Raw genomic sequence first — 13,492 nt, forward strand, 5'->3', positions numbered from 1 at the left:
CCAGGCTCCATACCGCCTAATCTGGATTTATCCTCTTATTTGCTGTAGGATTATAATGCTGATCTATACGTAAGGTTAATACATAAGGAGGTTCACCATGCTCGACGTCTTAATTATCGGCGCAGGCCCATGCGGTCTCTCAGCTGCTATTGAATGCCGCAACCAGGGCCTCAGCTGCGAGATCATCGATAAACACAATGTAGTTCATTCCATTTATCTCTATCCAACACATATGCAGTTTTTCAGTACGGCCGAAATGCTTGAAATCGGAGATGTTCCGTTCGCCATATCGAATGATAAACCGTTTCGGCACGAGGCGCTGGCCTATTATCGCAGAGTTGCCAGACACTTTAATCTGAAAATCTCCCCATACGAAGAAGCACTCACCATAACCAAGCAGCCCGACGGGAGCTTTCAGGTGAAGACCCAGCGCCGCGGTGGTGCAGAGTCCATACGAGAAGCTAAACACGTAGTCATTGCTACGGGTTATTTTGATCATCCGAATTATATTGGCATTCCTGGAGAAGACTTGGAGAAAGTAACCCATTATTTCCGGGAAGCCCATCCATATGCAGGAATGAAAACCGCGATCATCGGCGGCAGTAATTCCGCCGTGGATGCTGCCATGGAGCTTATCCGTGTCGGAGCCGAGGTGACGATGGTATACCGGGGTGAGGAAGTTTCACAAAACATCAAACCTTGGGTACGTCCTCTGTTTGACAGCATGGTGCAAAAAGGTCATATCCAGCTTCACCTGAACTCGCGTGTCGTACAAATCGCGGAATCTTCCGTTACCGTTCTTTCGAATCAAGGCCAGGAAACAATCATTGAGAATGATTTTGTACTGGCATTGACCGGATTCCGTCCTGACCGAAAGTTGCTTGCCTCCTCCGGCGTTGAACTGAATGAAGACATGGAGAAGCCGCTTTATAATCCGGATACGATGGAGACCAACGTTCCGGGACTCTATGTCGCAGGCGTCATTGCATCCGGCCGCAACGCCAATGAGGTGTTCATTGAGACAGGCAGACTACACGGTCGTCTGATTGCCGAGCATCTGGTCTCGAACGCTTAAACGATTACCAACGTGCTTTCCCAGAGGACGGACCGGTTTTTTTGATGATGTTTTTCTTACGATATCAGGAAGGCATACGCTTCGTAGTCTAAACTTTCTGATATCTTAAACATAAGGAGTGATTCCCCATGGACGTAACTTCACTCATCCTGCTGGCTATGGCGGGACTTGGTATTATCAGCAGCAATTCTGCCGTGACCATTGCGATGCTGGCATTGCTTCTCATCCGCGTAACCGGCTTTCAGCAAGCATTTCCATGGCTGGAGAAATACGGTCTGACACTCGGCATTATCATTCTCACCATAGGTGTCATGTCACCACTGGCCAGCGGAAAGATGAGTCTGCAAACGATCGGCGAATCATTCCTGAACTGGAAATCGCTGTTGGCCATCGCCGTCGGCATGCTTGTCGCATATCTAGGCGGCCGGGGGGCCACGCTGATGGGAACCAATCCCACCGTGGTTGCGGGTCTTCTCGTTGGCACGGTGCTTGGGGTAGCCCTGTTCCGAGGCGTACCCGTCGGGCCGCTCATTGCGGCCGGTCTGCTGTCCCTGCTGATCGGCAAATCATGATGAAACGAATACAGCCTTCTTTTTTTACAATTAATTAAGTAGAAACATAACCTCCCTGCCGGATCGTGAACGCTTGGGGAGGTTTATTTGTTCTATATGTAAGCTTCGCAACCAACGGATCGTTACCATATATAGTCTATTTTATGGTATGATAGCTATCGTGTTTTAGCGCTATTTCCCGCAATCCCTTATGAAATATGAAGTATCAGGAGGTAACACCATTGTCTTCAACGAATACCGAATCGGTCGCTGCTCCGCTTAAACAGCTTCCCTTGCTGCTCTTCAGGCAGCTGAGGCCAAAGCAATGGACCAAAAACCTGCTCATATTCGCAGCCCCCCTCTTCTCCTTTGAAGGGGTGAATCCCGGCGTGCTCTTCGACACCCTGATCGGTTTTTTTCTGTTGTCATTCGTGTCCGGCTGCGTCTACATTGTGAACGATTATGCCGATCGCGAAGCGGATCGCAATCATCCGGTGAAAAAATACCGACCGATGGCCTCGGGAGCTCTTCCTCCTAAGCTGGCTATTGGATTTGGCGCGCTGCTGCTGACAGCTTCGCTGGTCATATCTTATTTGCTCAATCCGCTGTTTACCGTATTATTGGTGCTCTATTTTGCCATGAACGTAGCTTATTCCTTCCGGCTGAAGCATGTTGTCATCATTGACATCATGATTATCGCGGCCGGGTTTGTGCTGCGCGCCATCGCAGGCGGACTGGTCATCCACGTCCCGTTCACGCCATGGTTTCTTCTCTGTACGATGCTGTTATCGCTCTTCCTGGCGATCGGCAAGAGACGGCATGAGCTTCATCTGCTGCAGCATGACAAGGGCTCTCACCGCAAGGTGCTCGATCAATATTCGTTCGATCTGCTGGATCAGATGAGCAGCATTGTCACCACAGCAACCATCATCAGTTATTCGCTGTTTACTTTTACGTCCGGCAGAACCGTTCATCTCATGTGGACCATACCGCTCGTTATTTACGGGATGTTCCGCTATCTTTATCTGATTCACATCGAGAAAAAAGGCGGGGCTCCGGACCGGGTGCTCCTGGAGGACGCTCACATCCTGGTCACCGTGATCCTTTATGTCATCTGCGTCATCGGAATTTTGGTATACTTTGAATAATACAGAATCGGTAAATTGAGGGAAATGATATGAATCAGAAATTCGCAATCTTTGACATCGACAAAACGGTCATCCACTCGGACTCCATGTTTCAATTTTTAAAGTATGGCATACGAAAAAAACCGTCCACGGCCCCCGTCATACTGAAAGTCCTGCTTCACTCCGTACTGTACAAGCTCCGTCTTCTGGGAGCTGAAAAAGCAAAGAGCGCTTATTTTCATGCGATGCGCCATATGGATGATGCCGACCTGAAACATTTTTACGAAACGGAATTGAAACCTGCGATCTTCCCGGCTGCGCTGAAGGAAATGCAACGAAAAAAAAGCGAGGGCTATCATGTGCTCCTTGTAACGGCGTCCCCCGATGCTTACATGAGATACTTTGCAGAGCTTCCTTGTGTCGACACGGTGATCGCTACCAAGCTTTCCGTACAGGACGGACGCTTTACGTCGATGATCGAAGGGAACAATTGTAAGGGGGAGGAAAAAGTGAACCGGATTCAGCAGTACTTGAACGAGCGGAAACTGACCATTGACTATGCAGCTTCCTGCGCTTACTCCGATTCCTTGTCCGATCTCCCGATGCTCGGGCTCGTCAAACACAAGTATTTGATCAATCACAAATCCGCTCAGGGATGCGAGGGATTAACATGGAACAGATAAAAGCGCAGAACGCCCCGCGCCACTTGGGCAAGCTGTTCATGGTCTTATCGGCATTTTTGACGGCTACCGGCCAGCTGTTCTGGAAATGGGGACACGACAACTTGCTGTACATGGGAATCGGCTTTATCTGTTACGGCCTCGGAGCCATACTCATGATCAAATCGTTTTCATTGGAGAAACTGTCCGTTGCCTATCCCCTAATGTGCATCAGCTATATTGTGGCTCTGTTTTATGGTGACTTTTTTCTGGATGAACCGTTAACCCTGCAAAAGCTGGCAGCCGTCGCCCTGCTCGGAATCGGGGTGACATTAACGTCCTATGAAAAATGACGGATTCCTATACTTGCTCCTGCTTCTGATGACTTTGCTTGGCTCGCTGGGGAGCGTATTCTTCAAGGGGTATACCGCAAACAAACAAATCAAGCTGCTGCTGATCGGTTTCCTTAGTTACGGATTGGGAGCCTTGTTAAACATATACCTTCTAGGGGAGCTTCCCTATACGCTGGTTATGCCTGCCAATGCACTGACGTTCCTGTGGGCCTTGTTGTTTGCCAAATGGGTATTCAAGGAAACCATCGGGATCCGCAAAATCGCCGGCGTCGCTTTCATTATTTCCGGATTGCTTCTGCTGATCTGGTAAGCGAACGCAGCTTAAGCCTATTCACAGTACATATATAATGGAAAGATTGGTGGAGCGTAAAACATGACTTTTTTCAGTTATTTATTCCGACATAAAAAAGATAATTACACGGCGATCGGCCTAAGTATCTGTATTGTCCTATGGTATGTTTTCATGAACCTTCCGTTCGTGACCTACATCAAGGATCATGCAGCCGAGTTGATGCCGCACAGCCCGTTCTATGGCGCGCCTTTCACATTGAATCTGTTCAACTTCGATCCTTCCATGGAATATGGACCGGAGAATATCTCGATCATCCATCCATTCATTAATTTCCTGACCAGTCCGTTAACGACGATGATCGGGAGTGCGAACCTCCCTTATCTTCTGATTCAATCGGTCTTGAATGCCTTAAGCGCTGCGCTGGTCTACTATATCGTCCGAAGAAGCGGAGCCGGCTGGTTGTTGTCCTTCGTAACGGCGGCTTTTTTCGGTATCAGCTCGTATACGCTGTTCACGGCGTTCATACCGGATTCCTATGCTTATGCGCAGTTCATGATCATCTTATCAGCCGCTTACTTGCACTATTGCCGGCTTACGAATCGATATGCCGTCATGCCGAATGCCTCCCTGGCCCTGATTAATTTCGGCAGCAACGTTCGCAGGTGCGCTCCTGATCAGCCTGTTCAATCGACGCTGGAAGGATGCCTTTAAACGCTTCATCCTCATTATGCTGGCTTTTCTGGGGATGGTGATTATCGTAACCCTGCTTCAACACTTGCTGTTCTCAGGTAAATCCTGGATCGCGAACGTGTTTTCAAGCGTACAAAACGGTGCGCTCAGCTATGTTTCTCCTTTTTCATTCGAGCACCATTCCCGGGTCTTCTACATGCTGTTTGTAAGCCCGATCCTGTCGCCGGAGCTTGCCATGATTGATCCGGGGATCGCGGCATTCGTGACGAATTTGGCCAAGCCGTATCCGATTCATGTCCATATCGTCGGGATCGGGATGCTTATTCTCGCGATTCTGTCCTTCATTAAGGGCATCCGATCCCGCGATACCTGGGCATTTGCCATCTATATCCTGTTCGCGATTCTGCTGCACATCATCGTTGGGTTCGGTTTGGCTACTTACGCTTACGATCTGTACTTGTACGCAGGACATTATCTGTTTGCCGTGTTTGTGCTTGCAGCGCTGTTTATTGCCAAAACGAAGAACCTCCGGATTCAACAAGCTCTGACCGGCATCATGATCCTGTTCCTGCTGATCACCTTAGTGAACAATATCGTATTGCACGGACAGACGCTTGAGTATATTCAGATGACCTATGACACGGTGTTCAAGAATATCGAGAAATAAGCCTTTACCCTAAAATAAAGACCCGTTCCCTGAAGCATGGCCCAACACCATGCCACAGAAGGACGGGTCTTTCGTATTAAGTCTCCAGATGCTGCACGTTATACAGTCTGGCATAACTTCCATCCAGATTCATCAGCTCGCCGTGCCTTCCCTGCTCTGTAATTCTGCCATTCTCCAGCACAACGATTTGATCGGCGTGCGTAATCGTTGACAGGCGATGGGCCACGATCAATGTGGTGCGGTTGTTGGACAGGGATTGCAGCGCCTGCTGTATCAGATGCTCGGACTCCAAATCCAGCGCCGACGTCGCTTCATCCAGCACCAGGATGTCCGGATCCTTAAGGAAGACACGCGCAATCGCCAGTCTCTGTTTCTGTCCGCCTGATAGCTTGACGCCGCGTTCACCCACTTCCGTCTCATAGCCTTGCGGCAGCTGGGTGATGAAATCATGCGCATTGGCGGCTTTGGCAGCGGCGACGATTCTCTCTTCATCCGCCTCCGGATTGCCGAACAGAATATTCTCACGGACGGTGCCGCTGAACAGGAAGTTGTCCTGCAGGACCATGCCCACCGATCCGCGCAGGCTGTCCAGCGTCAAATCCCTGACGTCATGACCGTTAATCTTCACCGCGCCCTGCTGTACATCGTAGAATCTCGGAATCAGTCCGATCAGGGACGATTTACCGCCGCCGCTCATGCCGACAAACGCAACCGTCTGCCCCTGCCGAATGGTTAAGTTTATATCTTGAAGCACCCAACCGGCAGCGTCGTTGTACTTGAAGGAGACACGGTCGAATTCGATCTGTCCCGCTGTCTTAAGCGTTTTGGCATCCGGACGGTCCACAATGTCATACGGCTCGTCCATGAGCTCCTTGACCCGCTCCAGCGACGCTGAAGCCTGCGTTAGCACCGTTGACGAGTTGATCAGACGGCGAAGGGGCGCATACAGCCTGTCGAGATAGCCAAAGAAGGCAACAAACGTACCTAATGTCAGATCTCCCTGAATTACCCGGTATCCCCCATAACCGATAACCAGGATAGGCGCAATGTCGGTGAGCGTGTTGATAATGGAAAAGGTGAGCGCATTCCAGCGGGTCTGGGCCATCGCTTTTTTCAGGAAATTGCCGTTGATCCCTTCGAATTTCTTCTGGTCGCAACGCTCCAGAGTAAAACTGCGGATAACCGAGATCCCCTGAATCCGTTCATGCAGATACGCCTGGATACCGGCGAGAGCCTGCGACCGGTCCTTAGTCAGACGTTTAAGCCGCTTATACAACAAATTCACCGCTAGTCCATATAGAGGAAGAATCGAAATGGCAACCAGCGTCAATACGGGATTCATGAAGAACATGACAATTAACACGAACAGCAGTGTAAACATATCCAGCCAGATGTTCATCATGCCGACTTCCACCAGGTTCTTGGATTGTTCCACGTCATTGATAAAGCGCGATATCGCCTCGCCTACCTTGGTATTCTGATAGTAGCGGAGAGATAAGCGCTGCAAATGGGCATATAACCGGTTACGCATATCGAATAAAATACGGCTGGTAATGAATTGGGCAAAATACTGCCGCAAGTATTCCACCGGACCACGCACCACGACAAACAGCACCAGCGTCCCGGCAAGAATCCACATCAGATCCTGAATTTTCTGTTCGATCGTCATCTGCTGGTTGATCAGCAGATCATCCACGACATATTTCATGATCATGGGCAGCAATAACGGGATTGCAAATTTGATCATGCCGATAATAAGGGTCAGAATGATCCACTTCATGTACGGCTTAACAAACGGATAATAGATTTTCCATGATTTCAAAGGTGATTAAAGCCCCTTTCTTTAGATTATAGAATTTACGAGTTTTCTGCGAAGCTGAATCCATTCAATAATCGCAAGAATAACACCTTTAACCCGCGGTCTGTCTTCTGTGAAAGTACGTCGATGGATGTTATTGTTAAGTAAGATCCACGCGGTTGTTAGGCGAAGAGCAGTTGACATTTATGAACTTCAATGCTTTATTAGTTCTAAACTTATGAATTGTATCATGTCTTGCAGGAGGATTTAGTCATGACCAGAATTTTCGTGACGGAGGCCGTCATGCTGGCTATTTACGGTCAGCTGTTAGTACCGCCGAAACCCGTCGAGTATATCATTCCGTACACAACCATTTTGGAATTATATGAGCTTCATACCACCGAAGAACATCTCATGAATAGCAGTGCTGATGACCAGCACGTCAAGATAAAGATCGGCGAATTGATTTCCTATTTTGAAGAGCCGCTGAACAAAAAGAAAATTGAACGTGCCCTGCAGGTTCCCTGGTCCAAAAGCCCTACCATTCCCGTTAGTGAAACTACCCGGGTCTCGGTCATGAACACCATGGACACCGCACCTTATGGGGAATCCTTTGATCCTGTTGAAACTGAGCTGCTCCTGGCATCCCAAAGAGCCGAGGCTCCCTTACTGACCGATCAATACGAACTGATTCAGCGTATCGTCGAAAGCGCTCTTCCCGTTCAGGTATATGATATCGACGATTTTGACTTTGCATTGGAGGTCCCGCTGTCCGGGCAGCCATAACGATCATATGTGCTCACCTTCGCATGGCAAAAGGAGTCCCTTCCCCCCGGTTTGAATGGGGCAGGGACTCCTCATGTTGACCGAAAAAAATTCCCCATGCGGGGAATTTAAAGCGTATAAAACTGCCACCACTAACGAAGCCTCAGCTGTTCTTTTTAATCTTGTCCAGCAAGCGGACCGTGAGCGCATCCATTGCGGGCAATGCTTGAAAATCAAAATATTTAAGAGATACTTCCGTATTAGGGGACAAATGAATGGCACTGTGCAGACCGGTTGCCTCATACACACCTATCACATAATACACTTCATCTCCACCAATTTGCTTCTTCATATACTCCGGACCAGATACAAGGTCCAAGAGTCGCATATCATCCGCTGTCTGGCCGCTCTCCTCCCACAGCTCTCTGGACGCTGTGTCTTCAAGAGCTTCGCCGGGCTTCAGGGTTCCGATGGGAAGTCCCCACTCGTCCTTGTTCTGCCGTTTCAGGAGCAGAATCTCTCCATTATCGTTCAGCACAAGAACCGCCGCTTTCACACGAACCACCGAACGTTTGCCGATGTATTGGCGAATATCACGGTGATATACGCTCATCTTGGGAACCTCCTTTCCCTAGATGGCGCTGCAGTCTCTCATCAGGTTAATTTACTGCGCCCTCTTCTTCATAAATATACGAAATGTCATCCAAGGATTCCTCATATTTCACGCGTAGCGTATATCCCTTCAAATACCACAGATCCTGTTCTTCCATAAAGAATGTTACCTCTTCGGAACGCTCCGTCAGTCCCGCTTCTCTTGGTTCTTCTACCGAAATACCGAGCGAAAAGCCAGGATGGAGGCCTCCGCCTGAGCTATATCGTGGAAAGAAGCGAACGAACGTGCCTGCCTGAAGGTCAAGTTCCTTCTTGTACCAACGTGCCGCCTGATCGCTGACTTGAATTTGCATGTATCGTACACCCTCCTTAGACGTCATAATATGTTGACCCCAATCTGTTAGCAGACCGGAGATCTTAGGGACGGTATCCATATTTAGCTGCAATATTATCATAACGCATACATACGTTAGGATACAAATCATTTTGATAATAAAATAGTGACATAAGGTTCTAACCTACCTTCACTATCGAATATCTTGCGAGTGATCCTGAAAAATAAGTTTGACACATTCCAGTTCATGGTGATAAAATTCAGTCCATACGAGATCGATTTGAATAAAATGTAAATTACGAAGAAAGGGTGAGTGACATGTTGAAACTGTTTGCAATGGATCAAGATCATCTTGATCATCATTTCCTACAATTAAATATGGATCGACTCCCCAATGGTGCTGTCTCATCATCATCAAGCCTCGTTCATTCGTTGCCAGAATGATCTGAACGAAGCTGCTAACCGTTGCACGGAAGTCAGGATCACCGTGCGTATGATAAGTTCAAAATTAATGAAGCATATCGTCCGTCGTCGGATGATGTGCTTTTTTTGGTTTTTGCGGATGATATGATGCCAGAACGACCTACGAAAGGAAGGGATAATGTGTTTGCCGTACTTAAAAATCTAGGCTGGTTTTTCAAGCAAGAAAAAAAGCGTTACTTGATCGGCCTTGCGCTTCTCATCTTTTGCGGACTGGTTGAGCTACTGCCGCCGCTTCTGCTCGGAAACGCCATTGACGATATCGTCAGCAGTTCCATAACGTGGACTTCCCTCGTTCAATATCTGCTCATGATTCTCGGCATCGTTGCTGTCGTATACGGCGCCACTTACATATGGATGCACCGTTTATTCGGAGGAGCGAACCTCGTGGAACGCCTGCTCCGTACCCGGTACATGAACCATTTGCTGCGGATGCTTCCGCCGTTTTTCGAACGCAACCGTACCGGAGACCTCATGGCAAAAGCCACGAATGATCTTCGCTCCGTGGCAGCAACTGCCGGCTTCGGGATGCTCGTCATGACTGACTCTACCATATACTTGATTGTCGTCCTCTTCGCCATGGGCTTCATTGTCAGCTGGCAGCTGACGCTGGCGGCTATTCTGCCCATGCCGATCATTGCCATTGGCATGGTCATCTATGGAAGAGCCATTCATAAGCGCTACACACTGGCGCAGGATGCCTTCGGTGACATGAACGATCAGGTTCTGGAGTCAGTAGCCGGTGTGCGCGTCGTCCGCGCATATGTACAAGAACGCGCCGATCAGCAGCGATTCCAGGACATTACGGATGACGTATATCGTAAAAATCTGGCGGTAGCGAAAGTAGACGCCTTATTCGAACCGACCATCAATTTCTCCATTGGTCTCAGTTACGTCATCGGTTTAGCCTACGGCGTGTACCTCGTGTTCCAGAATCAAATCACACTCGGAGATCTCGTATCGTTCAACATGTACCTCGGGATGATGATTTGGCCGATGTTCGCCATCGGGGAATTGATCAACATTATGCAGCGCGGAAACGCTTCACTGGATCGGGTCAACGAAACCTTAAAGACCCCGCCGGATGTTACCGACGCCGCGAACCCTGTAGACGTGAAGGTTCCGGATACGATTCAATTCAAGGATGTCACTTTCCGTTACCCGACCTCTACAATAGATAATTTGAAAAATATTAACTTTACACTGGAAAAAGGTCAGACGCTCGGCGTCGTAGGGCGCACGGGCAGCGGCAAATCGACGCTCTTGAAGCAGCTTCTCCATGAGTACCCTTCCGGAACCGGCGAAATCCTCATTTCCGACATCCCCATGGAGATGCTGGCGACCGATCAGCTCCACAGCTGGATCGGGTACGTTCCCCAGGAGCAGATTTTGTTCTCCAAGACGGTGCGCCAGAACATCCAATTCGGCAAAAAGGATGCCAGCGACGAACTGATAATGGATGCCATTACAACTGCCGCTTTTGACCGCGATCTGGTTACCCTGTCCGATGGCCTGGATACCATTGTCGGCGAAAAAGGGGTGGCGTTATCCGGCGGACAAAAACAAAGGGTCTCACTGGCCCGAGCTTTTATCAGCGACCCTGACATCTTAATTTTGGACGATTCCTTGTCCGCTGTGGATGCCCGGACGGAAGCCAGAATCATCGATAATATCCGGAGCAAACGCGCCGGCAAAACGACGCTGATCTCCACGCATCGACTCTCGGCCGTTCAGCATGCCGATATCATCGTGGTGCTGGAGGACGGCCGAATCACGGAGCAGGGAACCCATGATGAACTGCTGGAGCTCGGCGGCTGGTACCGTGAGCAATTCGAACGCCAGCAGGTAGAAAACAATCTGACCTCCGAGGAGGTGTCTTAATTGACTCCAAACGATACAACCATCTCGAATGAATCCGGAATTGCCAAACGGCTGTTCCGCTATGCCTTAACGGCCAAGGGCACCTTCATTACCGCTTTGATTCTGCTGGCCATCGGTGTTGCCGCAGAGCTTGCTGGGCCCTTCATCGCAAAAACGATGATCGACGAGCATATCCTGGGCATCGAGCGTCCCTATTATGAGACGACGCAAGCCCAAGGTGCTGCATCCTATAATGGAACTTATTATAAACGGGAGGATCGCTTTCAAGAAGGCGAGACGCGAGGACAGGAAGTACGCCTCGTCCAGGCAGGCCGCAGCTTCTATTTCATTAATGAGCCGGTAGCCCGAACGGAAGGAAACCGTTCCTTCCAGGACGGTGTATTGACGATTTCCTATGCCTCGGAAGAATTGCAATATCCGGCCGTCAAATTAACCAAAGAACAGCTGTTTGAATTTTATAAACCCGAGCTGCCCAGCATTTACAAGCTCGTCGGCCTGTTCCTGATCTGTCTGCTGATCTCCATGATTACGGTATTCGGCAGAACCTACTGGCTGCAATCGGCAGCCAACCGGGTCATTCAGAAGCTGCGTACCGATGTATATGCCCATATTCAGCGGCTGCCCGTCAACTTCTTTGATAATTTACCGGCGGGCAAAGTCGTTTCCCGGGTAACCAATGATACCGAAGCGGTAAAGGACCTGTTTGTTGCGGTATTATCCAACTTCAGCTCTGGCGCCGTATATATCACGGGTGTCTATGTTGCCTTGTTCCTTCTGGACGTTCGATTGGGCTTAATCAGTTTGTTTGTTATTCCAATGCTGATTGTATGGACCATCCTGTACCGTAAATTCGCAACCAAATACAATACGGTCATCCGCTCCCGGCTGAGCGAGATCAACGCCATTATTAATGAATCCATTCAGGGCATGGCCATCATTCGTGTATTCCGCCGCCAAAAAGCGACCCAAGAAGAGTTCGAGTCCCTGAATGCGGACTATATGGCCCATCAGAACAAAATGCTCAATCTGAACTCCTTCACCACGCACAATCTGGTGAATGTGCTGCGTAACGTATCTTTTGTGGTCGTTCTTTGGTATTTCGGTTCGGCATCATTGAACGGTGCCGGCATCGTATCGATCGGCGTCCTCTACGCCTTCGTTGATCTGCTTGGCCGCATGTTCCAGCCGATTACGGGCATGGTTAACCAGCTGGCCGCGCTCGATACCTCCATCGTCTCCGCCAAACGGGTATTCGAGCTGATGGATGAAACGGGCGAAAAAGTAACGGACGGCAGCATGCCGCGGTATTTAGGAAATGTGGAGTTTCAGAATGTCTCCTTCGCATACAAGAAGGACTATGTGCTAAAAGACATTACATTTGAAGCGAAGCAGGGCCAAACCGTGGCGCTTGTCGGTCATACCGGCTCCGGCAAAAGTTCCATCATCAATCTGTTGTTCCGTTTCTATGACCCGCAGAAAGGCACGATTACCATTGATGGGCAGCCCGTTACCGATATTCCGAAGCAATGGCTCCGCAAGCATATGGGCATCGTGCTGCAAGACCCTTACCTGTTCACCGGCACGATTGCTTCGAATGTCAGCCTCGGTGATCCCGGGATCACACGGGAACAGGTGGAGCAGGCGCTTCGCGACGTCGGGGCCGACCGGCTGCTCGCTCATCTTCCGCAAGGCTTTGATGAGCCGGTACTGGAGAAGGGCAGTACGCTGTCGGCAGGACAGCGCCAGTTAATCTCGTTTGCCCGGGCTCTAGCATTCAATCCGGCCATACTGATTCTCGACGAAGCCACCGCTAACATCGATACGGAGACGGAAGCCTTAATCCAGGAAGCCCTGGAGGTACTGAAGCGTGGGCGCACGACCTTTATCATCGCTCACCGCCTATCCACGATTCGCAGCGCCGATCAGATTTTGGTCCTTCACCGTGGAGAAATTGTGGAGCAGGGCTCCCATGACGAGTTGATGGCCCTGGGCGGAAGGTATTTTAAAATGTACCAGCTCCAGCAGGGCAGCACGGCTTCGATTGCAGAGACCAAGGAAACGGTGCTTGCCACCTCCAACAGCAAGCTGGCCGGTGGTCATGTGTAGTACCAGCTGCGTTAGATAAATGTAGGATTAAACAAGAAGGCTGTCCCCCGGTCGAATGTAACATTCGCTTGGGAACAGCCTTTTTAACATGGTATGCTGGCA

The 13,492-nt window shown here is 49.6% G+C and carries 14 protein-coding genes; 11 read left to right on the forward strand and 3 right to left on the reverse strand.

All coding sequences use genetic code 11. The features are described 5' to 3' along the window. Window positions 1-97: 97 nt before the first annotated feature. The 8 genes from AC0VZ8_RS20905 (at window position 98) to AC0VZ8_RS20940 (ending at window position 5,414) form a co-directional block, all read left to right on the forward strand. On the forward strand, window positions 98-1,075 hold the full coding sequence (locus AC0VZ8_RS20905) for a YpdA family putative bacillithiol disulfide reductase (RefSeq protein WP_071220197.1): 978 nt from the start codon (window positions 98-100) through the stop codon (window positions 1,073-1,075). Window positions 1,076-1,203: 128 nt separating this feature from the next. Continuing rightward, window positions 1,204-1,647 carry a DUF441 domain-containing protein gene (locus AC0VZ8_RS20910; RefSeq protein WP_071220196.1) on the forward strand — a complete coding sequence of 148 codons (444 nt, stop codon included), beginning with the start codon at window positions 1,204-1,206 and terminating at the stop codon, window positions 1,645-1,647. Between the two features lie 221 nt (window positions 1,648-1,868). After that, window positions 1,869-2,774, forward strand: coding sequence for a decaprenyl-phosphate phosphoribosyltransferase (locus tag AC0VZ8_RS20915; protein ID WP_071220195.1), 906 nt, complete (start codon window positions 1,869-1,871; stop codon window positions 2,772-2,774). 29 nt (window positions 2,775-2,803) lie between these two features. Continuing rightward, entirely contained in the window at window positions 2,804-3,436 is a 633-nt protein-coding gene (locus AC0VZ8_RS20920) for an HAD family hydrolase (protein ID WP_475484284.1), read from the forward strand. Continuing rightward, window positions 3,424-3,765: an EamA family transporter gene (locus AC0VZ8_RS20925; RefSeq protein WP_475484285.1), complete on the forward strand. Its 342-nt coding sequence runs from the start codon at window positions 3,424-3,426 to the stop codon at window positions 3,763-3,765. Before AC0VZ8_RS20920 ends, AC0VZ8_RS20925 begins: the two co-directional genes overlap by 13 nt. Continuing rightward, the gene (locus AC0VZ8_RS20930; protein ID WP_071220192.1) at window positions 3,755-4,075 is read left to right on the forward strand and encodes an EamA family transporter; all 321 of its coding nucleotides are present in this window, start codon (window positions 3,755-3,757) and stop codon (window positions 4,073-4,075) included. Before AC0VZ8_RS20925 ends, AC0VZ8_RS20930 begins: the two co-directional genes overlap by 11 nt. 63 nt (window positions 4,076-4,138) lie before the next feature. Further along, complete coding sequence (locus tag AC0VZ8_RS20935) at window positions 4,139-4,768, forward strand: hypothetical protein (protein WP_475484286.1); 630 nt, start codon at window positions 4,139-4,141, stop codon at window positions 4,766-4,768. A gap of 34 nt (window positions 4,769-4,802) precedes the next feature. Next, entirely contained in the window at window positions 4,803-5,414 is a 612-nt protein-coding gene (locus tag AC0VZ8_RS20940; RefSeq protein ID WP_475484287.1) for a DUF6080 domain-containing protein, read from the forward strand. Between the two features lie 76 nt (window positions 5,415-5,490). Here AC0VZ8_RS20940 and AC0VZ8_RS20945 read toward each other — a convergent pair whose 3' ends face one another. Further along, on the reverse strand, window positions 5,491-7,236 hold the full coding sequence (locus AC0VZ8_RS20945) for an ABC transporter ATP-binding protein (RefSeq protein WP_475484288.1): 1,746 nt from the start codon (window positions 7,234-7,236) through the stop codon (window positions 5,491-5,493). Window positions 7,237-7,485: 249 nt separating this feature from the next. Here AC0VZ8_RS20945 and AC0VZ8_RS20950 point away from each other — a divergent pair, with 249 nt between their 5' ends. After that, on the forward strand, window positions 7,486-7,998 hold the full coding sequence (locus AC0VZ8_RS20950) for an ADP-heptose synthase (RefSeq protein WP_475484289.1): 513 nt from the start codon (window positions 7,486-7,488) through the stop codon (window positions 7,996-7,998). A 142-nt stretch (window positions 7,999-8,140) separates the two neighbouring features. Here AC0VZ8_RS20950 and AC0VZ8_RS20955 read toward each other — a convergent pair whose 3' ends face one another. Together AC0VZ8_RS20955 and AC0VZ8_RS20960 are read right to left on the reverse strand one after the other, a co-directional pair. After that, window positions 8,141-8,590, reverse strand: coding sequence for an NUDIX domain-containing protein (locus AC0VZ8_RS20955; RefSeq protein ID WP_475484290.1), 450 nt, complete (start codon window positions 8,588-8,590; stop codon window positions 8,141-8,143). 46 nt (window positions 8,591-8,636) lie between these two features. After that, a complete protein-coding gene (locus AC0VZ8_RS20960; RefSeq protein ID WP_100537990.1) occupies window positions 8,637-8,942 on the reverse strand; it encodes a HesB/YadR/YfhF family protein in 306 nt (101 codons plus the stop codon). 584 nt (window positions 8,943-9,526) lie between these two features. On the opposite strand from AC0VZ8_RS20960, the gene AC0VZ8_RS20965 reads away from it, so the two are divergent. Together AC0VZ8_RS20965 and AC0VZ8_RS20970 are read left to right on the forward strand one after the other, a co-directional pair. After that, window positions 9,527-11,284, forward strand: coding sequence for an ABC transporter ATP-binding protein (locus AC0VZ8_RS20965; RefSeq protein ID WP_475484291.1), 1,758 nt, complete (start codon window positions 9,527-9,529; stop codon window positions 11,282-11,284). Then, window positions 11,285-13,390: an ABC transporter ATP-binding protein gene (locus AC0VZ8_RS20970; RefSeq protein WP_071220186.1), complete on the forward strand. Its 2,106-nt coding sequence runs from the start codon at window positions 11,285-11,287 to the stop codon at window positions 13,388-13,390. It begins immediately after the preceding gene. The last annotated feature ends 102 nt before the right edge of the window (window positions 13,391-13,492 follow it).

The sequence above is a fragment of the Paenibacillus sp. QJM3NY_38 genome, assembly GCF_056173265.1.

What these genes read in the sequence shown, in the direction of transcription:
- AC0VZ8_RS20905 (WP_071220197.1), top strand. Translation starts at nt 98, where the DNA reads ATGCTCGACGTCTTAATTATCGGCGCAGGCCCATGCGGTCTCTCAGCT.
- AC0VZ8_RS20910 (WP_071220196.1), top strand. Translation starts at nt 1,204, where the DNA reads ATGGACGTAACTTCACTCATCCTGCTGGCTATGGCGGGACTTGGTATT.
- AC0VZ8_RS20920 (WP_475484284.1), top strand. Translation starts at nt 2,804, where the DNA reads ATGAATCAGAAATTCGCAATCTTTGACATCGACAAAACGGTCATCCAC.
- AC0VZ8_RS20925 (WP_475484285.1), top strand. Translation starts at nt 3,424, where the DNA reads ATGGAACAGATAAAAGCGCAGAACGCCCCGCGCCACTTGGGCAAGCTG.
- AC0VZ8_RS20930 (WP_071220192.1), top strand. Translation starts at nt 3,755, where the DNA reads ATGAAAAATGACGGATTCCTATACTTGCTCCTGCTTCTGATGACTTTG.
- AC0VZ8_RS20935 (WP_475484286.1), top strand. Translation starts at nt 4,139, where the DNA reads ATGACTTTTTTCAGTTATTTATTCCGACATAAAAAAGATAATTACACG.
- AC0VZ8_RS20940 (WP_475484287.1), top strand. Translation starts at nt 4,803, where the DNA reads ATGGTGATTATCGTAACCCTGCTTCAACACTTGCTGTTCTCAGGTAAA.
- AC0VZ8_RS20950 (WP_475484289.1), top strand. Translation starts at nt 7,486, where the DNA reads ATGACCAGAATTTTCGTGACGGAGGCCGTCATGCTGGCTATTTACGGT.
- AC0VZ8_RS20955 (WP_475484290.1), bottom strand. Translation starts at nt 8,590, where the DNA reads ATGAGCGTATATCACCGTGATATTCGCCAATACATCGGCAAACGTTCG.
- AC0VZ8_RS20960 (WP_100537990.1), bottom strand. Translation starts at nt 8,942, where the DNA reads ATGCAAATTCAAGTCAGCGATCAGGCGGCACGTTGGTACAAGAAGGAA.